Origin of the sequence: Halomonas sp. McH1-25 (assembly GCF_022348165.1) — a bacterium.
Taxonomy (GTDB): domain Bacteria; phylum Pseudomonadota; class Gammaproteobacteria; order Pseudomonadales; family Halomonadaceae; genus Modicisalibacter.
Map to the genome: position 1 here is coordinate 1,080,761 of NZ_JAKRFI010000001.1, position 21,395 is coordinate 1,102,155.

17 protein-coding genes and 1 riboswitch are annotated in these 21,395 nt (G+C 63.3%); of the genes, 14 read left to right on the forward strand and 3 right to left on the reverse strand.

Annotation, left to right across the window (positions count from 1 at the left end; genetic code table 11):
- The first annotated feature begins 3 nt into the window (after positions 1-3).
- The 11 genes from MHM84_RS05470 (at position 4) to MHM84_RS05520 (ending at position 14,935) form a co-directional block, all read left to right on the forward strand.
- A complete protein-coding gene (locus MHM84_RS05470) occupies positions 4-873 on the forward strand; it encodes an HlyD family secretion protein (protein ID WP_239263350.1) in 870 nt (289 codons plus the stop codon).
- 6 nt (positions 874-879) lie between these two features.
- Entirely contained in the window at positions 880-2,943 is a 2,064-nt protein-coding gene (locus MHM84_RS05475) for an FUSC family protein (RefSeq protein ID WP_239263352.1), read from the forward strand.
- A gap of 203 nt (positions 2,944-3,146) precedes the next feature.
- A riboswitch (guanidine-I (ykkC/yxkD leader) is annotated at positions 3,147-3,290 on the forward strand.
- Between the two features lie 58 nt (positions 3,291-3,348).
- Positions 3,349-4,434 carry a putative urea ABC transporter substrate-binding protein gene (locus MHM84_RS05480; protein WP_239263354.1) on the forward strand — a complete coding sequence of 362 codons (1,086 nt, stop codon included), beginning with the start codon at positions 3,349-3,351 and terminating at the stop codon, positions 4,432-4,434.
- Positions 4,435-4,508: 74 nt separating this feature from the next.
- A complete protein-coding gene (locus tag MHM84_RS05485; protein WP_239263355.1) occupies positions 4,509-5,336 on the forward strand; it encodes an ABC transporter permease subunit in 828 nt (275 codons plus the stop codon).
- The gene (locus tag MHM84_RS05490; RefSeq protein ID WP_239263357.1) at positions 5,333-6,130 is read left to right on the forward strand and encodes an ABC transporter ATP-binding protein; all 798 of its coding nucleotides are present in this window, start codon (positions 5,333-5,335) and stop codon (positions 6,128-6,130) included. The genes MHM84_RS05485 and MHM84_RS05490 overlap by 4 nt, the downstream gene beginning before the upstream one ends.
- Entirely contained in the window at positions 6,127-6,867 is a 741-nt protein-coding gene (locus MHM84_RS05495) for an urea amidolyase associated protein UAAP1 (protein WP_239263359.1), read from the forward strand. Before MHM84_RS05490 ends, MHM84_RS05495 begins: the two co-directional genes overlap by 4 nt.
- A gap of 13 nt (positions 6,868-6,880) precedes the next feature.
- Entirely contained in the window at positions 6,881-7,519 is a 639-nt protein-coding gene (locus MHM84_RS05500; protein WP_239263362.1) for an urea amidolyase associated protein UAAP2, read from the forward strand.
- 215 nt (positions 7,520-7,734) lie between these two features.
- A complete protein-coding gene (gene uca, locus MHM84_RS05505) occupies positions 7,735-11,343 on the forward strand; it encodes an urea carboxylase (protein WP_239263365.1) in 3,609 nt (1,202 codons plus the stop codon).
- Positions 11,340-13,157 (forward strand): allophanate hydrolase, encoded by a 1,818-nt coding sequence (gene atzF, locus MHM84_RS05510; protein ID WP_239263367.1) that lies wholly within the window; start codon positions 11,340-11,342, stop codon positions 13,155-13,157. Before uca ends, atzF begins: the two co-directional genes overlap by 4 nt.
- An 18-nt stretch (positions 13,158-13,175) precedes the next feature.
- Entirely contained in the window at positions 13,176-14,258 is a 1,083-nt protein-coding gene (locus tag MHM84_RS05515) for a 2-oxoglutarate and iron-dependent oxygenase domain-containing protein (protein ID WP_239263370.1), read from the forward strand.
- Entirely contained in the window at positions 14,255-14,935 is a 681-nt protein-coding gene (locus tag MHM84_RS05520; RefSeq protein ID WP_239263373.1) for a hypothetical protein, read from the forward strand. Before MHM84_RS05515 ends, MHM84_RS05520 begins: the two co-directional genes overlap by 4 nt.
- A 4-nt stretch (positions 14,936-14,939) precedes the next feature.
- Here the strand turns inward: MHM84_RS05520 and MHM84_RS05525 are convergent, their stop codons facing one another.
- Together MHM84_RS05525 and MHM84_RS05530 are read right to left on the reverse strand one after the other, a co-directional pair.
- Positions 14,940-15,698: an SDR family NAD(P)-dependent oxidoreductase gene (locus MHM84_RS05525; RefSeq protein WP_239263376.1), complete on the reverse strand. Its 759-nt coding sequence runs from the start codon at positions 15,696-15,698 to the stop codon at positions 14,940-14,942.
- A 55-nt stretch (positions 15,699-15,753) separates the two neighbouring features.
- Positions 15,754-16,506 carry a sulfite exporter TauE/SafE family protein gene (locus tag MHM84_RS05530; RefSeq protein WP_239263379.1) on the reverse strand — a complete coding sequence of 251 codons (753 nt, stop codon included), beginning with the start codon at positions 16,504-16,506 and terminating at the stop codon, positions 15,754-15,756.
- Between the two features lie 225 nt (positions 16,507-16,731).
- On the opposite strand from MHM84_RS05530, the gene MHM84_RS05535 reads away from it, so the two are divergent.
- Positions 16,732-18,060, forward strand: coding sequence for an aspartate aminotransferase family protein (locus MHM84_RS05535; protein WP_239263381.1), 1,329 nt, complete (start codon positions 16,732-16,734; stop codon positions 18,058-18,060).
- A gap of 9 nt (positions 18,061-18,069) precedes the next feature.
- Here MHM84_RS05535 and MHM84_RS05540 read toward each other — a convergent pair whose 3' ends face one another.
- Complete coding sequence (locus MHM84_RS05540) at positions 18,070-19,539, reverse strand: PLP-dependent aminotransferase family protein (RefSeq protein ID WP_239263383.1); 1,470 nt, start codon at positions 19,537-19,539, stop codon at positions 18,070-18,072.
- A 247-nt stretch (positions 19,540-19,786) separates the two neighbouring features.
- On the opposite strand from MHM84_RS05540, the gene MHM84_RS05545 reads away from it, so the two are divergent.
- Together MHM84_RS05545 and MHM84_RS05550 are read left to right on the forward strand one after the other, a co-directional pair.
- Complete coding sequence (locus MHM84_RS05545) at positions 19,787-20,671, forward strand: transporter substrate-binding domain-containing protein (RefSeq protein WP_239263385.1); 885 nt, start codon at positions 19,787-19,789, stop codon at positions 20,669-20,671.
- Positions 20,672-20,745: 74 nt separating this feature from the next.
- A complete protein-coding gene (locus MHM84_RS05550) occupies positions 20,746-21,387 on the forward strand; it encodes an amino acid ABC transporter permease (RefSeq protein WP_239263387.1) in 642 nt (213 codons plus the stop codon).
- Positions 21,388-21,395 lie beyond the last annotated feature (8 nt).

The following is a 21,395-nucleotide window of genomic DNA, read 5'->3' on the forward strand; positions in this document are numbered from 1 at the left end:
CCTATGCGCATATCGCTCCGACTCGTGATCACCCTCCTCATCGTGGCGGCAGCCATCGCGGCAGGGACTTGGCTCTGGCATTACTATCTGTACACACCCTGGACCCGGGACGCCCGGGTCCGTGCCGATGTGATCACCATCGCTCCAGACGTCGCGGGGCATGTGGAAACGCTCGCCGTCGCGGACAACGCGTCGGTGGAGGCTGGCGATGTGCTGTTCACGCTCAATGATGCCCGCTATCGGGCCGCCGTGGACAAGGCCGAGGCCGTGGTGGCCGACCGTCAGGCCACTCTTGAGCTGCGGCGTCACGAGGAGCAGCGTCGCAGCCGCTTGAGCGAGCGAGCCATCAGTGCGGAGAATCAGGAGATTGCACGTATCGACACACGGGTCGCCGCCGCCAACCTGGCCCAGGCCCAGGCCGATCTCGAACAAGCCCGAATCGATCTGCGACGCACCGAGGTGGCCGCTCCGGTCGATGGCAGCGTACTCAACCTTCACCTCGCCCAGGGCAACTATGTCAACGCCGGCGAGTCGGTGATGGCGCTGGTCAGGGACGAGTCCTACTACGTCACGGGGTACTTCGAGGAAACCAAGTTGCCACGTATCGAAGTCGGCGACCCGGCAGCGATCATTCTGATGAGTGGCGACACGGTACTGTCGGGCCATGTGGTCAGTATCGGCCGGGCCATTGCCGATCCCAATACGGCCCCCAACAGCCAGTTACTGCCCCAGGTCGAGCCGACGTTCAGTTGGGTCCGGCTGGCTCAGCGCATTCCGGTTCGCATCGAGTTCGACAGCGTACCGGACGATGTTCTGCTAAGCGCCGGGATGACTGCCACGGTGCGCATCCAAGACGACACTGCAGAACGCTGAGGCTTCATGCACCCACTCCTTCAGGCCTACCTGACGCCCAGCTCGGATGCCGTGAAATTCGCCATCAAGGGCACTCTGGCAATGTTTCTGGCGCTGTATGTCGCGCTATGGGCGGATCTGGAACGCCCTTACTGGGCGCTGATCTCGGCTGCCTTCCTGCAGATCCGCCCGATGAGCGGCATGGTGATCGAAAAGGGGCTATATCAGCTCGGGGGTACCTTCGTTGGCGTCGTTGCCGGGACCTTCATCATGGCGCTATTCGCCCAGGCCCGGATTCCCGCCCTGTATTCGCTCACTCTGTGGCTGATGCTGTGTGTCTACGGTTCGTCGATGACGCGCAACAACGCCGCCTACGGCTGCATCATGGCCGCCGTTTCGGCGCTGCTGGTCGTGGTGTTGGCCGGCAGCAACCCAACCAGCACATTCGACGTCGCCGTCGCCCGGCTTTCCGAGCTCGGTCTGGGTGCGATCTGCGCCACGCTAGTCAGCGGCCTGCTCTGGCCCACCCAAGTAAAACAGCATCTTGCCACCCAGGCGGACACCGTCGTAAACCAGGCATTCCTGCATGCCGCCCAACGCCTGGAACCAGGGCATGGCGATAGCGAACTGCAACAGTCACTGACTGCCAGTCTCGGCCCGCTGATGACGTTGGAAACCGATAGTCAGGCGGCCCGCTACGAGGGTCCGGCCGGTCCGGGACGGGTTCGCGCCACACATGAACTAACCCGCCACACGGTGGCCATGTTCGCTTCGCTGTACGCACTCAATCAGTTACTAGGCGAGCACCGTGAACGTCTCGGCGAGGAACTCTACCGATTTGCCGACGACGTCGCCGATGGCCTACGCCAGGCGGAGCGGATCAAGGGCGTACCCGAGGCCCGCAGCGTATTGCAGCAGTTGCGGCACCGTGCCCATCAGGCCGAGACGAGCCATTTGTCGGCCTTGCAGCAACGGGTGTGGTTTGGCCTGCGCGAGATCCTGGGCCAGGCGATGATCCTGCTCGACGCCCGCGAGGCGATCACCCGGCCCGGCTCTCGACGCCTACGCAACAGCCCGTCCTTGTCGTGGCATCGCGACCGCATGGTGGCAGGCATCAATGCCGCTCGGGCAGGCATCGTGTTTTCGGTCACCGCCATTTTCTGGCTGGTGACGGGCTGGAACAACGGCCCCGTCGCCATGATGCTCGCCACGCTGTTCTCGGCGTTCTTCGCCAGTCGCGACAACCCGGCCCGCATCAGCATGATGTTCTTCAAGGGTATGCTGGCGGCGATTCCCAGTGCCTTCATTTTCGGCCATGTTCTGCTGGCCCAGGCCAACGGCTTTCCCATGCTCGCCATGCTATTCGGCGCGCCCCTGTTCATCGGCCTGCTGGGCGCCGCTCATCCCGCCGCCATGGGCTACAGCCTGGCCTTTACCATTGGCAATATCCTGCTCACCATGCCCGGCAACGGCATGGATTTCGGTGTCGACAGCTTCCTCAACCGCGCCCTGGCCGTGGTTATCGGTCTGACGGTCGTCGTGCTCGGGTTCCGGATGATCCCAGGCCCCGGGCCGCGCTTCCTGCGCCGGCGCCTGGTCAGCGCCATTGGGCGCGACCTGCATCGCCTCACCCGGCAACGCGTACAACGAGCCGATGCCTGGTTCAGTGGCCGCATGGCCGATCGCCTGCTTCGATTGGCCCATCATGACGAACTATTGCCCGAACAACGTCGTGTGCTGTTCAGCCTGGGGCTGACCGGGCTCGATGTGGGCCGTGCCTGCCTGCGGCTGCGACAGCGTCTGGATGACGCCTCCGCCAGCGAGGTCCGCCATGCCCACCGGCACATGCTCGACACCCTGGCTCGCGCTTATCAGGAAAGCGCCCGAGGCCAGGCACCACGCGGCATCGAGCAAGCCAGCGACGCCTTGATCGAGGCTATCGCCCGGCATGGCAGCGTACCCACGGAGCGCCGGATTCTACTTGCCGGCCTGCTGGAGCGAGTCGGCCTTACCCTACAGCGCCAAGCGCGCCTCGTGGCCGGCGCCTCCGAAGCGACACGCATGCAGTCCACTACAGCGGCGGCTGGATAAGCCGGCATGCCGCACCAGGAACGCGCACCAAGCCAAGAGGCGCTGCTTTCTGGTGCATCGAGAGAGTGCACATTTCTTCCATCACTCAACTCACCTAAACAACCTACTGTAATAAAAGGATTATCCAATACTCGGCAGGTTTCTTGTATCGAATAGAGCGTTGTATGGGGTATCGGCAGCCAAGCTGCCAGACAATTCGGTCTTCAAAGGACGGCTAGGGTTCCGATCGCACCACCGACACCCCCGGTGCGATGACTGGTCCGAGAGCCGTCGACCCGGCACAAACGCAGGCTTCAATGAAGGCCAGCGTGTGCAAGGTTACACGGCGGGATAAAAGCCCGGGAGGATAAGGTGCTGCTGACGCGCCGATGCCCCCGAGTTTTTTCGAGCCAATTGGAGGCTGCCATGACCCGCTCGTCCCTCACTGCTCTGCCCGCTCGCCTCGTCCTGACCACGGCGATCTCCGCCACTCTGCTGACCGGCATGCTCGCCACGTCTAACGCCAGTGCCCAGGAGAAAGACCAATTCAATGTCTGTTGGTCGATCTATGCCGGCTGGATGCCATGGAGCTATGCCGACACCCAGGGCATCGTCGACAAGTGGGCCGACAAGTACGATATCGAAATCGATGTGGTCCAGGTCAACGATTACGTCGAATCCATCAACCAGTACACCTCAGGCAACGTCGACGGCTGCGCCATGACCAACATGGATGCACTGACGCTGCCAGCAGCCAGCGGCGTCGACTCTACGGCGCTGATCATCAACGACTATTCCAACGGTAACGATGGCGTCGTACTCAAGGGCAGCGACGATCTCGCCGAGATCGAAGGGCGCAAGGTCAACCTGGTGCAGTTCAGCGTATCCCACTACTTCCTGGCTCGCGCATTGGAAACCGTCGGCCTCACCGAGCGCGATATCCAGACGGTCAATACCTCGGATGCCGACATGGTGGCCATCTACCCCAACGACGATATCGAGGCCGTGGTTACCTGGAACCCCCAGCTCAGCGCCATCGACGAGCTGAACGACAGCAATGTGGTCTTTACCTCGCGCAACCTGCCTGCCGAAATTCTCGACATGATGGTGGTCAATACCGACACCTTGGCTGCCAATCCCGACTTCGGTCGCGCCCTGGTCGGCGCCTGGTACGAGGTCATGGACGAAATCGAGGCCGACAATCAGGAAGCGCTCAGCCAGATGGCCGAAGCGGCGGGCACCGACCTGGCCGGCTACAAGAACCAGCTGGCCGCCACCTATCTTTACACCGACCCGCAGGAAGCCGCCGAGCTGATGCACAGCGAGGGGCTGCTCAGCACCATGCAGCGCGTCGCCGAATTCAGCTACAAGCACGGCCTGCTCGGTGAAATGGCGCCCAGCGCCGAATTCATCGGCATCGAGACGCCCCAGGGCGTGTTCGGCGACGAAAACAATATCCAGCTGCGCTTCGACCCGACTTACACCGAGACTTATATAGAGTCTCAACAGTAACCCGTCGTCACGTCGCCGGCTTCCTGACATCAGGTGGCCGGCAAGCACGCCAATCTCCCGACGGTACTACGCGCATGAAGCGATTTATCAACCTGACACCCTCACGCGGCAGCCGCTGGCTGCTGGGCCTGATTCCCTTCGCGATCATCGCGATGGTCTATCTCGGCCTGTCCAACGCACGCCTGGCGGAAAATCCCAACGACCGGCTGCTGCCCTCTCCGGCAACCATGGCCGAGACCTTCCGCCAACTGGCGACAGAAGCCAGCGTGCGCACCGGCACCATTCCACTGTGGGACGATACCTTTGCCAGTCTCGAGCGTCTGGGAGTGGGCATTGCCATCAGCGCCCTGATCGGGCTGGTCGTCGGTCTGCTCAACGGTGGGCTGCCACTGATTCGCGCCAAGCTCTCGCCGCTGGTCACCGTGGTTTCGCTGATTCCGCCCATGGCCATCCTGCCGGTCCTGTTCATCGCCTTCGGCACCGGCGAGATGGCCAAGATCGCGCTCATCGTCATCGGCGTCACACCGTTTCTGATTCGCGACCTGCAGAACCATGCCCTGCGCCTGCCCGACGAGCAGTTGATCAAGGCACAAACGCTAGGCGCCAGTTCCTGGCAGGTGCTGTTGCGGGTATTGCTGCCACAGCTCACCCCCCGGTTGATCGCCTCGACCCGCCTTGCGCTCGGCAGTGCCTGGCTGTTTTTGATTGCGGCCGAGGCCATCGCCGCCCAGGAGGGCCTGGGCTATCGCATCTTCCTGGTGCGCCGTTATCTGGCCATGGACGTGATCCTGCCCTATGTCGCCTGGATCACCTTCCTGGCCTTCCTGATCGATCGGATTCTGGCCCTGACTTCGCAACGCGCCTTCCCCTGGTATCACGCCGAAGAGGGAGATCAAAAATGAGCCTGCTCGAAGCCAGACATCTCGAGAAGCGCTACGGAAATCAGGTGGTGCTGGAGCGGATCGATTTCCGCGTCGATGCCGGCGAGTTCGTGACACTGGTCGGGGCCTCAGGCTGCGGCAAGACCACGTTTCTAAAGCTCCTGCTGGGTACCGAGCGCATCACCCGCGGCAGTCTGACCCTGGACGGCAAGCCGCTACCCGACGAACCCGGCCCGGATCGTGGCGTGGTCTTTCAGAAATACTCGGTGTTCCCGCACCTCACCGTACTCGGCAACGTGATGATGGCCGAGGAGCTGGCCCGTTCGAAGTGGCTAGGCAAGCTGTTCGGCACCGCCCGTCGACAGGCTCGGGATGCCGCCGTGTCCCGGTTACAGGAAGTGGGCCTCGAGAATGCCCTGGACAAGTATCCGCATGAGCTCTCCGGCGGCATGCAGCAGCGTCTGGCCATTGCCCAAGCCTTGATGATGAAGCCGCGCATCCTGCTGCTCGACGAGCCGTTCGGGGCACTTGATCCGGGCATCCGCCAGGACATGCACGATTTGATTACACGGCTCTGGAAAGAGCAGCAACTGACCATCTTCATGATCACTCACGACGTGAAAGAAGCCTTCACACTGGGCACCCGACTGTGGGTGTTCGACAAGGTACGCCACGATCCCCAGGCACCCCAGGCCTATGGCGCCACGGTCACCTATGACCTTCCGGTCGGTGACCGCCAGGTATCCGAAGATCTGACGGACAGAATCGCTGCCACAACCCGCCTTAACCTCAACTCTCAGGAGACGCTGTCATGAGTACGCCATCCAACGAAGCCAGCGACGCGCTCTACACTACCCACCTGCCCGGCGGCCAGCACTGGTCACTGCGCCTGCGCCGCGGCACGACCATGACGCTGACGGCGAAGGACGCCGACACCAACGCCGGCATGCTGCTCTACAATCCGGAAAACCTGCTCGAGCGGCTCAACCTTCCCGATACCCTCAAGGGCCAGCACACCTTCAAGCTGACCCGCGGCCACTGCCTCTATTCCGACATGGGCCGCGTCTTCGCCTCGATCGTCGAGGACGACCTCGGCTGGCACGACAGCGTGGGCGGCAATCTGATGCCTCAGCACATGCTGGCCAAGGGTTGGCAACCGGTCAGCTATCAGCAGGCCCATAACGAGTGGACCCGTACCGGCTATGACAGCTTCCTGGTCGAACTGGCCAAGTACGGCCTCGGCCGGCGCGACATGGCCGCCAATCTCAACCTGTTCTCGCGGGTGGAAAGCGACGACGAAGGCCACCTGCGCTACGTGCCCGGACACTGTCAGCCCGGCGCGAGCGTCAAGTTGCGCTTCGAGATGGACACCCTGGTGATCCTGCATACCTGCCCGCACCCGCTCGACCCCAGCCGGGAATATCCGCGTCGCGGTGTCGATATCGCACTCGGCACCGCACCGGCACCCACCGAGGACGACGTCTGTTACCACTCGCGCCCGGAAAACGCCCGTGCCTTCGAGAACAACCGCCTCTACCACCTCGGCCTGTAAGGGAGACCGCCCCATGATCATCGAGAGCACCCAACGCCCCGGGAACGCCGTGAATCGCACCACCGTGGACGCGGGCGATCACTACATCGGCATCGTCAAGGCGGGCCAGACCCTGCGCATCCTTGACCTGGAGGGCAACCAGGCTGCCGACACACTGTTCTTCAACGCTCACGACACCGCCGAGCGCTACAGCGCCATGGACACCATTCGCGAACAGGGCGCGGTCTACCTCACCGCCGGCTCGAAGCTGTTATCCAGTGAAGGCAACGTGATGCTGACCGTGACCGCCGACACCTGCGGGCGCCACGACACTCTGGGGGGCGCCTGCGCCAGCGAGAGCAATACCGTGCGCTACGATCTGGAAAAGCGCCACATGCACTCATGCCGCGACAACTGGATGCAGGCCATCGCCAACCATCCCGAGTACGGCATCACCAAGCGCGACATCACCCACAACATCAACTTCTTCATGAACGTGCCGGTGACCGCCGAGGGCGGGCTGACCTTCGAGGACGGCATCTCCGCTCCGGGCAAATACGTGGAGATGGTCGCCGAGATGGACGTGGTGGTGCTGGTCTCCAACTGCCCGCAGCTCAACAATCCATGCAATGGCTATGACCCGACGCCAATCGAGCTGCTGATCTGGGACTAGCGAAACTGGCTGCGCTCGACCATACGACGTTAAAAATCGGCTCAAAATGCTCGTTTACACCAGCAAACTCCGCTTTCTCGCCGATTTTTGCCTTGTCTGGCCATCGCTCGCTCAGTTTTTTTACCGCCCCATAAAAAACGTTTTTTCGCCATGAAGACGACTCCATGGCGCAACAAGTTTCGGCGGGACGGCCCGCCAAGCCATGGACCGCTTTCATGTTCAGCAAAGTCCTGATTGCCAATCGCGGCGCCATCGCCGCGCGCATCCAGCGCACGCTCAAGCGCCTGGGTATCGGCTCGGTGGTGGTCTACGCCGACGCCGACCGTGACGCCCCCTATGTATTCCAGGCCGACGAGGCCTACTCACTTGGTGAAGGCGCCGCCGCCGATACCTACCTGAATATCGACAAGCTCATCGCTATCGCCCGGCAGAGCGGCGCCGAGGCGGTGCATCCCGGTTACGGCTTCCTGTCCGAGAACACCAAGTTCATCCAGGCCTGCGAGAACGCCGGACTGACGTTTCTCGGCCCGACGCCAGAACAGATCCGCGACTTCGGCCTGAAGCACGAGGCGCGCGCCCTGGCCGAACGCGCCGGCGTGCCGCTGGTGCCCGGCTCCGGGCTGCTCGACAGCATCGAGGAGGCCGTCAAGGAGGCCGCACGCATCGGCTATCCGGTGATGCTCAAGTCCACCGCCGGCGGCGGCGGTATCGGCATGCAGGTCTGCGACGATGAAGCCGCACTGACACGTGCCTTCGACTCGGTGCGTGGCCTTGGCGAGCGCAACTTCGGCGATGCCGGCGTTTTCCTCGAGGCCTACATCGCCCGTGCACGCCACCTGGAAGTGCAACTGTTCGGCGATGGCCAGGGCAAGGTCGTGGCGCTCGGCGAGCGCGACTGCTCCACTCAGCGCCGCCATCAGAAGGTGCTCGAGGAGTGCCCGGCCCCCAACCTGCCCGAAAGGGTGCGCCGTGAACTTCACGCCACCGCCGTGCGCCTGGGCGAAGCCGTCGGCTATCGCAATGCCGGCACCGTGGAGTTCATCTATGACGCCGAGCGCAAAGCCTTCTACTTCCTCGAGGTCAACACCCGCCTGCAGGTCGAGCATGGCGTCACCGAGGAGGTCTGGGGCGTGGATATCGTCGAATGGATGATTCGCCTCGGCGCGGGCGAGCTGCCCGATCTCGAAGAGTTGACCCGCGATCTCGCCCCGAAGGGTCACGCCATCCAGGCGCGTCTCTACGCCGAGGACCCAAGCCACGATTTCCGTCCCAGCGCCGGGCTGCTCACTGAGGTCGAGTTTCCCGAGGCGCCCGGCCTGCGCGTCGATCACGCCATCGAAGCCGGTTTGGAAGTCTCGGCGCTGTTCGATCCCATGCTGGCCAAGGTGATCGTTCACGCCGACGACCGCGATGCGGCTACCGAGCGTCTGGCCGAAGTGCTTGAGCAGTCCAGCGTCTACGGCTTCGAGACCAACCGCACCTGGCTGTCGCATGTGCTGCGCGATGCCAGGTTCCGCAGTGCCGATATCCACACTCGCTGGCTAACCGATCTTGACTGGGCACCGCCGGCCATCGAGGTGCTGAGTGCCGGCACAATGACCACTATTCAGGATTATCCCGGCCGCCAGGGGCACTGGGACGTGGGCGTGCCACCCTCCGGCCCGTTCGACGACTGGTCGTTCCGCCTGGGTAACCGCCTGCTCGGCAACCCGGCTGACGCCGCCGGACTCGAGATTACCCTGACCGGACCCACGCTGCGCTTTCATCGCGCCACCCAGATCGTGCTCGCTGGCAGCGAGTTGCCCGCCGAGCTCGACGGTAAGCCCGTGGTCTTCTGGCAGGTGCTGGATATTCCCGCCGGCGCCACGCTGATGCTGGGTAAGGCTAGTGCCGGCGCACGTGCCTACCTACTGGTGCGCGGTGGCATCGATTGCCCCCAGTATCTCGGCTCGCGCAGCACTTTCACTCTGGGCCAGTTCGGCGGCCACGGCGGGCGTGCCCTGCGCACCGGCGACATGCTCGCCCTGCCCCAACTCGCCGCCACGACACCGCACATCCTACCCGAGGCGCTCAAGCCCGAACTGGGCGGGGAGGACGGCCACGTCTGGGAGATTGCCGTGCTCTACGGCCCCCACGGCGCACCGGACTTCTTCACCGAGGACGACATTGATACCTTCTTCGCCCACGAGTGGGAGGTGCACTACAACTCCAGCCGTACCGGCGTACGCCTGATCGGCCCACGCCCCGAATGGGCCCGAGCCGATGGTGGCGAGGCGGGCCTGCACCCGTCGAACATCCATGACAACGCCTACGCTTTCGGCACCATCGACTTCACCGGCGATATGCCGGTCATTCTCGGCCCCGATGGCCCCTCGCTGGGCGGCTTCGTGTGTCCGGCCACGGTGGTGCGCGCCGAGCGCTGGAAGCTTGGTCAGCTCACCGCCGGCGACCGTATTCGCTTTGTGCCGGTGGATCTGGTCACCGCCCGGCAACTGGAAGCGCGCCAGCAGGCCCAGCTTGCGTCACTGAGCGAGCAGCCGGCCGTGACAGTGAAGGAAGACCGCGGCAGCCCGGTGCTTCGTGACGTCTCCGCCGATACCGCCGGCGAGCGCATCGTCTACCGCCGCGCCGGCGACGACTTCCTGCTGGTCGAGTTCGGGGTCATGGAGCTGGACATCGCGCTGCGCTTCCGGGCGCATGCCTGGATGCTGTGGCTGCAGGAAAACTTCCTACCCGGCCTGCGCGAGCTGACGCCGGGCATCCGCTCGCTGCAGATCCACTACGAACCCAGCAAACTCGCCCTCGACGAGTTGCTCGCCCACCTGGAGCGGGCCGAACGCGAACTGCGCGATGTCGAGTCGCTTGAGGTCGAGGCGCGTACCGTACACCTGCCGCTGTCCTGGGACGACCCGGCCTGTCAGGAAGCCATCGACAAGTACCAGCGCAGCGTGCGTCCGGACGCGCCCTGGTGTCCGAGCAACCTCGAGTTCATCCGCCGCATCAACGGGCTTGATGCCATCGAACAGGTGCGCGACATCGTCTTCAACGCCCGCTATCTAGTGATGGGGCTGGGTGACGTCTACCTCGGCGCACCGGTGGCCACGCCGCTCGATCCCACCCAGCGCCTGGTTACCACCAAGTACAATCCGGCACGCACCTGGACCGCCGAGAACTCGGTGGGCATCGGCGGTGCCTACCTGTGCGTCTATGGCATGGAAGGCCCCGGCGGCTATCAGTTCGTCGGTCGCACCCTGCAGATGTGGAACCGCTACCGCCAGACAGAGTACTTCGACAATCCCTGGCTGCTGCGCTTCTTCGACCAGCTGCGCTTCTTCGAGGTCAGTCACGACGAGCTGTTGCAGATCCGCCGCGACTTCCCGCATGGGCGTTATCCGCTCAAGATCGAAACCACGCGCTTCAGGCTCGCAGACTACCAGGCCGATATCGACGCCCGTGCCGAGCAGATCGAGAAATTCCGGAAGCGTCGCGACGCCGCCTTCCAGCAGGAGATGGCCGACTGGCGCGCCAACGGTCAGTTCACCTTCGAGGATCAGGCTCCCGAAGCCGCCGAGGCGACGGAGTTGGGTAGTGACGAGTTGGGTATCGACAGCCCGGTGACCGGCAGCCTGTGGAAACTGATGGTTACCGAAGGCGATAGCGTCGAGGCTGGCCAGGTCGTGGCGCTGGTCGAGTCGATGAAGATGGAGGTCGAGATCCTCGCCCACGAGGCCGGCCAGGTCACGCGTCTGCCACTGGCCGAAGGTGCCGCCGTGGCGCCCGGCCAACCGATCGTCATTCTTGAACAATCCAGGGAGTCAGCATGAACGCCATCGACATGACCATCACTTCACTGCTGGCTCGCTACCGTGCCGGCGAGCTCACCCCACGCGGGCTGATCGACACGCTGCTGGCCGATGCCGAGGCGCGCGGCTTTGATCCCGCCTGGATCACGCAACTCACGCGCGAGCAGCTCGAGCCTTACTTGGCACGACTCGAGACCATCGCCCCCCAGGCGCTGCCTCTCTACGGCATTCCGTTTGCCATCAAGGACAATATCGATCTCGCGAACGTGCCGACCACGGCGGGCTGCCCGGCCTATGCCTACACGCCGGACGAATCCGCCTTCGTGGTGCGCCGGTTGATCGAGGCTGGCGCCATTCCGCTGGGCAAGACCAACCTCGACCAGTTCGCCACCGGACTGGTCGGCGAGCGCGCCCCGGATGTCTACGGCGTGCCCGGCAACGCCTTCGACGGCGAGCGCATTCCCGGCGGCTCGAGCAGCGGCTCGGCGGTGACTACCGCCCAGGGTCAGGTCAGCTTCGCGCTGGGTACCGATACTGCCGGCTCCGGACGCGTGCCGGCGTGCTTCAATAACCTGTTCGGCGTCAAGCCCACGCTGGGCCTGCTGAGCACCGCCGGCGTGGTGCCAGCCTGCGCCACCCTGGATACCATCAGTATTTTCGCGCTGAGCGCCGACGATGCTGCAGCCGTGCTCGACGTGGCCGGCCAGCACGATCCGGAGTGCGCCTGGTCGCGGCGTCACGATTTCGCCGTGGCCGGCCAGGCCTATGGCGAGGCCCCGAAGCGCTTCCGCTTTGGCGTGCCCCCCGAGTCGCAATGGCACACCGACGAGTCCTACAGCGCCGGCATGCGCCAGGCCATCGCTGAGCTCGAAGCGCTGGGCGGCATCAGGTTCGAACTCGACTGCACGCCGCTGCTGGCCGCCGCACGCCTGCTCTACGAAGGTCCATGGGTGGCCGAACGCTACCATGCCGTGCGTGACTTGCTCGAAAGCCAGCCCGAGGCGCTGCATCCGGTCACTCTCAAGGTCATCGAAGGCGGCGGCACGCCCAAGGCGGTGGACGCCTTCGATGCCCGCTACAAGCTCGCCGAGTACAAGCGCCAGGCCGACGCCCTGCTCGCCCAGGTCGACGTGATGCTGTCACCGACCACAGTGGAGCATCCCACCAAGGCCGAGGTCGTGGCGGAGCCCATTGCCGTCAATTCGCGGCTGGGCACCTGGACCAACTTCATGAACCTGCTCGACTACAGCGCCCTGGCCGTGCCCACCGGCTTTACCGACACCGGCCTGCCGTTCGGCGTCACCCTGTTCGGCCCGGTCTTTGCCGACCTGACGCTGTTGAGTCTCGGCCGCGCGCTGGAGCGCCGCCTCGACTTGCCGCTGGGCGCCACCGGCGTCGCCCGCCCTCAACTATCGGCCCTGCCACCGGCGAAGGACGGCACACTGGAACTGGTGGTATGCGGGGCGCATCTCGACGGTCTGCCGCTCAACCATCAACTGACCCGCCGCGGCGCCACGAAGGTCGCCAGCACTCATAGCAGCCCGAATTACCGGCTCTATGCGCTGGCCGGCGGGCCACCGGCGCGTCCGGCGATGGTGCGCGACGACAAGGATGGCGCAGTCATCGAGGTGGAGGTATGGCGCCTGCCCATCGACAGTGTGGGCAGCTTCCTGGCCGGCATTCCCGCTCCGCTGGGACTGGGGCAGGTCGAGCTGGAAGACGGCAGCTGGCGCACCGGTTTCATCTGCGCCGCCGGCGCCCTGGAAGCGGATGGCCCGGCCGAAGACGTGACCCATTTCGGGGGTTGGAGAGGCTGGATCGCCAGCCAGCAGTGATCGAACCAGGAGAAAGCCATGAGCCATGCACAGCAGCAACTCAGTAATTTCCAGTCACTGCCGGTGATCGATATCGGCGGGCTCTTCAGTCCCCATGATGACGAACGTCAGGCCGTCGCCGAGCAGCTCGGCGACGCGGCACGCAACGTGGGTTTCTTCCATATCGTCGGCCACGGCATCGACGAAGACCTGCGCCAAGCCCTTCTGGACCAGGCCAAGCGCTTCTTCGCCCAGCCGATGGAGACCAAGATGCGCCACTACATCGGACTGTCCGCGGGCAACGGCACCACCCGTCATCGCGGCTACGTGCCCGAAGGCGAGGAGATGCCCGAAAAGGGCAAGCGCGACCTCAAGGAGGCCTTCGATCTGGCCTTCGAGCTGCCCGCCGATGACCCGGACGTGCTCGCCGGCATCCCCATGCTGGGGCCCAACGTTTGGCCCGAGCTGCCCGGCTTCCGCGAGCAGGTCTATGCCTACTACCAGGCGACTTACGAGGTGGGCCGCGCCCTGATGCGAGGTTTCGCTCTCGCGCTGGGGTTGCCCGAAGAGCACTTCCTCAAGGACGTGACCAAGCCGCCCAGCCAGTTGCGCCTGATCCACTATCCGTTCGACGCGCAGGCCGAGGACGTACAGGGCATCGGCGCGCACACCGACTATGAGTGCTTCACGCTGCTTTTGCCCACGGCGCCGGGGCTCGAGGTCATGAACGGGCAGGGCGAATGGATCGACGTGCCCTACCGCGACGACGCCCTTGTCATCAATATCGGCGACATGCTGGAAATCTGGACCAACGGCGAATTCATTGCCACTTCGCACCGGGTCCGCAAGGTCAAGCAGGAGCGCTATTCGTTCCCGCTGTTCTTCGCCTGCAATTACGCCACCAGCGTGGCGCCGCTGCCACAGCTCGTCGAGCGCGACGGTGCCTCCCGTTACGCGCCGCTCAAGGCCGGGGATCACCTCTACGCCCAGACCATCCACACCTTCGCCTATCTGCAGACATGCCTTGAGCGCGGCGAGATCCACTTGCCGGAGGGTGCCCGCGACACCGCTACACTGGGTCAGCATGCGCGACACCAGGACACCGGTAAGGAGCGGGCATGAGCCTGCCCGCCGGCGTGCCTCTCGACTATCGCGGTGTGTGGCAACGCACGCTCTATGCCGGCGTAGGAGACGAAGATCGCCATATCGAGGATCGCACGACCCGGGTGATCTGGCTGCAGACGGCGTGCTGGCACGCCGACCTGCGCGTGCCGGCGGATCGCCCCGATTTCGCCGACGTCACGTCGCTGGACGACTGCGACCGAGATCGGCTCGTATGGCTGGCGAGCCAGACCGCCTTTGCCGGCATCACCCGGGTCGAGGGCCGCTTCTGTACCTGGCATCGTCTGCTCGACCTGCATCCGGGACTGGAGAAGGATGTCGGCGAGATGGCCTGGCGTGACGATGGCGTGCTGGAGGAGCGTCATCCCCGAGGTCTTTATCTCGAGCGCTGGGTACGGCAAACGGCGGCGCATGACGAAGAGTGCATCCAACTGGGATCCGACGGCCTGCCACGCTGGCTGCAGTGGGGCGATCACGCCATGGCCATCGTGCCTCGCCCCACCCTGCCGGAGGCGCACGATCTGCTTGCCTCGCCGGAGTCGCTCGAGACGTTCGCACTACGCCTGCGCGCCGGGCTGGAAATCAGCTATGCCCAGCGCGCAAATGGTAGCTGGAAGGTCGTTCTGTCGACCCGGCCCTGGCACGAAGGACGGAGGATCTCACCGACCTCGAACTGATCGGTCAATCGCGATCGACTGCGAACGGTGCCCAAGCCTGGCGGGTTGGCATCACTTCCAGCCGGTTGATGTTTATATGCGCAGGCAGGCTCGCTGCGTAGTAGATCATTTCCGCAATATCCTCGGCCTCAAGCGGGGTGGTGTCGCGATAGAGCTTGTCGGAGGCTGCCTGGTCGCCGCCGGTTCGTACCAGGGTGAACTCGGTCTCGGCCATGCCCGGGGCGATATCGGTGACACGCACGCCGGTACCCAGCAGGTCGCAGCGCAGGTTATAGGTAAACTGCTGAACGAAGGCCTTGGTCGCTCCGTAGACATGCCCGCCCGGGTACGGCCACTGACCAGCCACCGAACCCAAGTTGACGATGCTTGCGCCCTGGCCGGTCTCGAGCAGCGACGGCAGCACCGCATGAGTGACATTGACCAAGCCGGTAATGTTGGTATCGATCATGGTATGCCAGTCGGCCAGATCCACTTCCTGAGCCGGCTTGGGCGCCAGCGCGAGACCAGCGTTGTTGATCAGGCTCTTGATGGGACGGAACTCATCGGGGAGTTCGGCAACGGCCCGTTTCACCGCCTCGGCATCTCGCACATCGAGTACCACGGTATGCACGGGGACCTGCTGCGACAACTCTTCCTTCAGTTCCTGCAGACGCTCTTCACGGCGCCCGGCGAGGATCAGCGACCAACCCGCCTTGGCGAAGCGCCGCGCCGCGGCACGTCCAAAGCCCGAGGTGGCTCCGGTAATCAATACGACATCGCTCATCAACTGTTCTCCCTGGTTATACTTCGTTCATATTGCCTTGACTCGTCTTGTGGGGCTAGGCCAACCATTCCCCGACCAGCACCCACAGCGACAACCCGCCCAATAGGGGCACCACCACGCTCTTGAGGGACTCGGGTCGCCAACGACGGAACGCCCACTGCCCCACTGAATTGCCTATCCAAGCCGGTACGATCAGGTAAGCCGACCAGATGACGGCCTGCCCAGACAATGCGCCGACTAGCGCCAGCCCGATCAATGAGCAGGCGCTGCTGGCTGCAAAGAACAGAATCGCCGTGGCCCGAACCGCCACGGCAGGCAGTCTGGTTTGCAACAGGTACAGCATAAGCGGTGGGCCGCCAGCCGAGGCGAGCGTCATGCACAACCCCGAGATTCCACCCGCCAGCGTACCGCTCCAATGCAAATGGCCTTCGCTGGAGCGTGGTGGAGCGGGTCGTTGCCAGGCAATGGCGATGGCCCCTAGCAAGGTGATCGTGGCAATGACAAGACGTAGCCTGTCTGCGGCTATGTGCGTCGCCAGCCAGACCCCAACGAGAGTGGCAATCAGCATGCCAACGACCAGATGGCCCACCAAGCGCCGCTCTGCCTGATGCCAGGCCCACCGCCACAGACTTGCACTCCCCACCAGATCAAGCAACAGGGCAACCGCGATCGCTTCCAATGGCGGCATCATCCCCATCAACCCCAGTACCAGCAGCATGGCGAATCCGAAACCACTATAGCCTCGAACCATGCCGGCAACCCAGGCCAGCGGTATGGCAAGGATGAGACTGGACAGGGCGAGTTGCATTCAGGGCTCCCCGGGGCCGGTCTGGAACGAGAAAGAAAAAGGCAAGCCCGGACCCTAACTCGTCGCGACATGTTTCCACAGGGCCAGATGACGGACAGCCCTGGGACATGCCTCTCTGTCCAGAACACGACGACATTCTGGCTCTACGCGCGGTCTCCAGCGCTTCCCTAGGCTAATCGAAGCGCAAGTTTCTTTTTCCTGCCGCCACCGTTCCTGGAGGAGCCAATGTCCCCATCTGATTCAATGACCAACGATACTGTCCGCCAACTCGACCGCCGCCACGTCTTTCACTCCTGGTCGCAACAGGGCACCCTCGATCCGCTGGTCATTGCCGGAGGCGCCGGCTGTCGCCTGTGGGACTACGACGGCAAGCAGTATCTGGACTTCAGCAGTCAACTGGTCAACACCAATATCGGCCATCAGCACCCCAAGGTTGTCGCCGCGATCCAGGAACAGGCCGGCAGCCTGGCCACTATCGCGCCAGCGCATGCCAACCTGGCTCGTGGCGAAGCCGCCAAGCGCATCCTGGCGCGCGCGCCGGCGGGCTTTGGCAAGGTGTTCTTCACCAATGCCGGTGCCGATGCCAACGAGAATGCCATCCGCATGGCGCGCAGCGTCACCGGGCGCGACAAGATCCTATCTGCCTACCGTTCCTATCACGGCAACACCGGCGCAGCGATCGCCGCCACCGGCGATCTACGTCGCATTCCCAATGAATTCGCTCGCGGTCACGTACACTTCTTCAACCCTTACCTCTATCGCAGTGAGTTCTTCGCCGACAATGAGGACGAGGAGTGCCGCCGCGCGCTGCATCACTTGCGCCGAGTCATCGAGTGTGAAGGCGCGAGCTCCATCGCCGCCATCCTGCTCGAAAGCATTCCCGGTACCGCTGGCGTTCTGGTGCCACCCAATGCCTATCTTCAGGGCGTACGTGCACTGGCCGACGAGTTCGACATCCTGCTGATCTTCGATGAGGTCATGTCAGGTTTCGGGCGTACCGGCCGCTGGTTCGCTTTCGAAAGCTTCGCGGCGGTGCCGGACCTGATCGTGTTCGCCAAGGGCGTCAACTCGGGCTATGTTCCGGCCGGCGGCGTGATCGTTTCCCAACGAATCTGCGATTATTTCGAGGATCATTTCTTCTATGGCGGGCTGACCTATTCCGGCCATCCGCTGGCCATGGCGGCCATCGTCGCAACTTTGGATGCCATGGAAGAGGAAGGCATGGTCGCCAATGCCGATCGAATCGGCAATGGCGTCCTGGCGAGTGGACTTCAGCAACTTGCGAAGTCCCATGCCGTCGTCGGCGAGACTCGCGGACTGGGCGTCTTCCATGCCCTGGAGCTGGTCTCCGATCCGACCAGCAAGACCCCACTACCGGCCCCGGCCATGGCCGAACTCAAGGGCATGCTCATCGAACGCGGCTTGCTGCCATTCATGGCCGAGAACCGCATCCACGTGGTACCTCCCTGTATCGTCACGGCAGCCGACATCGATCTGGGATTGGCAATCCTCGACGACTGCCTGGGCGCTATCACCAAGCGCCACATGACCTGAAGTCCTCCGTCAGCCGGTGCCGAACACGCCGGCCAACCGCTCGATGCCCGGAACGATACGTTCGTCCCTGATGGCCCCGAACCCCAGGCGCAGAAAGTTGCGCGGCGGGGCCTGATCGAAGAAGTGCTGAAAACCGGGCTCGATCAGCACGCCCTGCTGGGCCGCTCGCCAGGCCAGGCGCTGAGTATCCACGCCCGCCGGCGCCTGCAGCCAAAACGCACTGGCATAGTCATCGCTAATGCGCCGGCATTGAGGCAAATGTCGCGCCAAGGCATCGTGCAACGTCGCCCAGCGTCGGCGCGCCACCTCGATTTGATCGCGAACGTGGCGTTCATAATGTCCCTGGGCCAGGAACTCGGCGAGCTTGTACTGCAGGCTGGCCGGCGGGTGACGATACATCAGGCGACGCAATGCTCGAAGCTCGTCGATCAGTTCGGCATCGGCTACCAGATAGCCCAGTCGCATGCCCGGTGACAGCGACTTGGAAAAGCTACTGACGTAAATGACGCGATGGCCGACCCGACTGGCCTTGAGGGCTGGCAAGGCGTTGCGATGCACGTTGAGCTCTGCATCGTAATCGTCCTCTATGACGACTTGGTCATGTCGTTCGATCTGCGCGATCAGCACCTGTCGCCGTGCTTGGCTCATGGTGATGCCGGTCGGCACCTGATGGCTGGGCATCGTGTACAGATAGTCGCAGACCCGAGCGCATTCATCGAGTTGCAGGCCTTCGTCATCCACCGTCAGGTAGTCAAGCTGAGCCCCCTGAAACGCGAAGGCATTTACCGCTTCACGGTAGCCGGGACTCTCCACGCCGACACGGGTGCGTGATGTGAACAGCAGCATGGCTACCAGAAACAAGGCATTCTGCGAGCCGAGGGTAACCAGTATTTCGTCGCTTCGCGCCAGAATGCCACGCTTGGGCAGCACTCGGGTGCGTAGCTGCTCGATCAGCAACGGATCGTCCTGGTCGACACGATCACTGACCCAGGGCCTCTCGCGTCGTCCTCCCAGCAACCGGCGGGTGACATCGCGCCAGGCCTCGAGCGGGAAGCGTAGCGGGTCGAGCTGCCCATAGATGAACGGATAAGGAAAGGATTGCCAACGGCTGGGCTTGAGCACCCCCTGGTAGTGGCTGGGCCTATGCGATAAGCGACGCTGCCAGTCGATACGCGTTGCAGCAAGACCGTCGCTCTCGTCGTCATACGTCTCGAAGGCGTCGCCGTCCCGGTAGCTGTCGTGCAGGTAGTAGCCACTGCGCGGACGACTGACCAAGTAACCATCCTCCACCAGGCCTTCGTAGACCAGCGCTACCGTATTGCGCGAGATATTCAATTGCGAAGATAGTTTCCGGCACGATGGTAGTGGCTCGTCGGCGGGTAACGTGCCGGCGAGAATTGCATCCAACAGCGCCTTGCGAAGCTGCTCCTGCAAGCTGCAAGTACTATCGAACTCAATCGGGAAGCAACGTGCGTTCATGCCTGGGTTCCTCGTTCAGTCCCTACCCAGACAATGCAATTCGCAGGCCAGCCAATTCAGGTGTTATCAGCGCGTTTTGCGCGCCTTCATGGCGCATTTATTCATGATTACTCAATCACTTGCACCGCAAAGAAGCGCTTGCTCCGACTGGCCAAACAATCTTCGCCAACTGGCCCTACAGCGAGAGTGAAACGTTTCTTTAGGGTTGAACGGAGGTGATCCAACAACAACGCAGAGGATTGATTCCATGATGCTTCGCAAGTTTCCGCGTCGCCTTCGCCGTAGCGTTCCCGTTGCCCTTCTGGCCCTGGCCGGCTCATTACTGCCGTTATCCAGTGCCAGTGCCGCCGACCTGGAGGAAATCAAGGAGCGCGGCTATATGGTGGTCGCCACCGAAGACAACTATGCGCCGTTCAACTTCATCGTCGATGGCCAGTCCGACGGTTTCAATGAGGACATGCTGACCGAGCTGCGCGACTATGCCGACTTCGAGGTCCGTCAGGAGATTCTGCCTTGGACAGGCCTACTGGCAGCCGTGGCCAACGGCCAATACGACATGGCATTGACTGGGGCCTCGGTCTCCGACGAGCGCCTGCGTGTCTTCAACTATACCCCGCCCTACGCTTCGGCCCAGCATTTCTACATCAAGCGTGCCGATGACGACCGCCTCAACAGCGTTGCCGACCTGAGTGGCAAGACCGTCGGCGTACAGGCCGGCAGTGTACTGCTCAGCCGCTTGCCCGAACTCGAAGCGATGCTCGAGGAACAGGGCGGCGAACTGGGTGAAGTCGTTCAGTACGAGTCCTATCCGGAAGCCTTCGCCGACTTGGCCAACGGCCGACTCGACTACGTGATCGACTCGGCCGTTCCGGTCAACGCGCTGGTCACCTCGAAGCCCGACGTCTTCGCCGCCGGGCAGGCCGTTTCCGGCCCAGGCTACGTATCCTGGCCGATTCCCAAGGGCTCGCCGGAACTGCTCGACTACATGACGGGCTTCCTCGCCGAAATGCGTGAAAGCGGCAAGCTGGCCGAACTGCAGGAAAAATGGTTCGGTCAGAGTTTCCCCGACCTGCCGCAGGAGCCGTTGACAAGCGTCGAGCAGTTCCATGAGCTGGCCGGCCTGAAAGACTGATCCCACCCGAACGTCGTGTCCCGGTTGCCTGGGGCACGGCCGCTTTCTTTGTCTTCCGCCTGCGAGGAACTGCCATGGACGCCAACGCCTGGAGCATGCTCCTAGAAGGCGCATGGACCACGTTATGGATCTCCGCCGTTTCGATCGCCATCGGGGTGACGGCCGGCCTGGCCATAGCCCTGATCCGCCTGGCACGCCTTCCGGTCATCGAGCAACTGCTAGTGACTTACATCAGCCTGGCCCGCGCCACGCCACTGGTGACGCTGACCCTGTTCATCTTCCTGACATTGCCGACTTTCGGCATCAACATGGACCGCAGTGTCGCCGGCATCATGGCGCTGACACTGAACACCACAGCCTTCAACGCCGAGATTTGGCGTGCCGCCTTTCAGAACTTTTCCCGCGACCAGCGTGAGGCCGCTCTCGCCTGCGGCATGACACCCACGGTGTGCTTCCGTCGCATCATGCTGCCGCAAATGGTCATCACGAGCCTGCCCGGATTGGTAAACGAGATGTCGTTTCTGATCAAGGGAAGCCCGGCCATTGCGGTAATCGGTATCGTCGACCTGACCCGGGTGACCAACCGTATCTCCGCCGTGACCTACGAGCCATTGCCGCCGATCCTGGCCGCTGCCGCACTCTATATGGCGATCATCGGCTGTCTGGTTTGGACGCAGCGAATCGCCGAGCGCAAGGCCAACCGCCTGGCCATGTGACGCCCACC

Excerpts from the sequence above, each read along its gene's own strand:
- MHM84_RS05550 (WP_239263387.1), top strand. The coding sequence starts at position 20,746 with ATGGACGCCAACGCCTGGAGCATGCTCCTAGAAGGCGCATGGACCACG.
- MHM84_RS05495 (WP_239263359.1), top strand. The coding sequence starts at position 6,127 with ATGAGTACGCCATCCAACGAAGCCAGCGACGCGCTCTACACTACCCAC.
- MHM84_RS05545 (WP_239263385.1), top strand. The coding sequence starts at position 19,787 with ATGATGCTTCGCAAGTTTCCGCGTCGCCTTCGCCGTAGCGTTCCCGTT.
- MHM84_RS05475 (WP_239263352.1), top strand. The coding sequence starts at position 880 with ATGCACCCACTCCTTCAGGCCTACCTGACGCCCAGCTCGGATGCCGTG.
- MHM84_RS05520 (WP_239263373.1), top strand. The coding sequence starts at position 14,255 with ATGAGCCTGCCCGCCGGCGTGCCTCTCGACTATCGCGGTGTGTGGCAA.
- MHM84_RS05490 (WP_239263357.1), top strand. The coding sequence starts at position 5,333 with ATGAGCCTGCTCGAAGCCAGACATCTCGAGAAGCGCTACGGAAATCAG.
- MHM84_RS05530 (WP_239263379.1), bottom strand. The coding sequence starts at position 16,506 with ATGCAACTCGCCCTGTCCAGTCTCATCCTTGCCATACCGCTGGCCTGG.
- MHM84_RS05515 (WP_239263370.1), top strand. The coding sequence starts at position 13,176 with ATGAGCCATGCACAGCAGCAACTCAGTAATTTCCAGTCACTGCCGGTG.
- MHM84_RS05500 (WP_239263362.1), top strand. The coding sequence starts at position 6,881 with ATGATCATCGAGAGCACCCAACGCCCCGGGAACGCCGTGAATCGCACC.
- MHM84_RS05470 (WP_239263350.1), top strand. The coding sequence starts at position 4 with ATGCGCATATCGCTCCGACTCGTGATCACCCTCCTCATCGTGGCGGCA.
- MHM84_RS05485 (WP_239263355.1), top strand. The coding sequence starts at position 4,509 with ATGAAGCGATTTATCAACCTGACACCCTCACGCGGCAGCCGCTGGCTG.
- MHM84_RS05535 (WP_239263381.1), top strand. The coding sequence starts at position 16,732 with ATGTCCCCATCTGATTCAATGACCAACGATACTGTCCGCCAACTCGAC.
- MHM84_RS05525 (WP_239263376.1), bottom strand. The coding sequence starts at position 15,698 with ATGAGCGATGTCGTATTGATTACCGGAGCCACCTCGGGCTTTGGACGT.
- MHM84_RS05540 (WP_239263383.1), bottom strand. The coding sequence starts at position 19,539 with ATGAACGCACGTTGCTTCCCGATTGAGTTCGATAGTACTTGCAGCTTG.
- uca (WP_239263365.1), top strand. The coding sequence starts at position 7,735 with ATGTTCAGCAAAGTCCTGATTGCCAATCGCGGCGCCATCGCCGCGCGC.
- atzF (WP_239263367.1), top strand. The coding sequence starts at position 11,340 with ATGAACGCCATCGACATGACCATCACTTCACTGCTGGCTCGCTACCGT.
- MHM84_RS05480 (WP_239263354.1), top strand. The coding sequence starts at position 3,349 with ATGACCCGCTCGTCCCTCACTGCTCTGCCCGCTCGCCTCGTCCTGACC.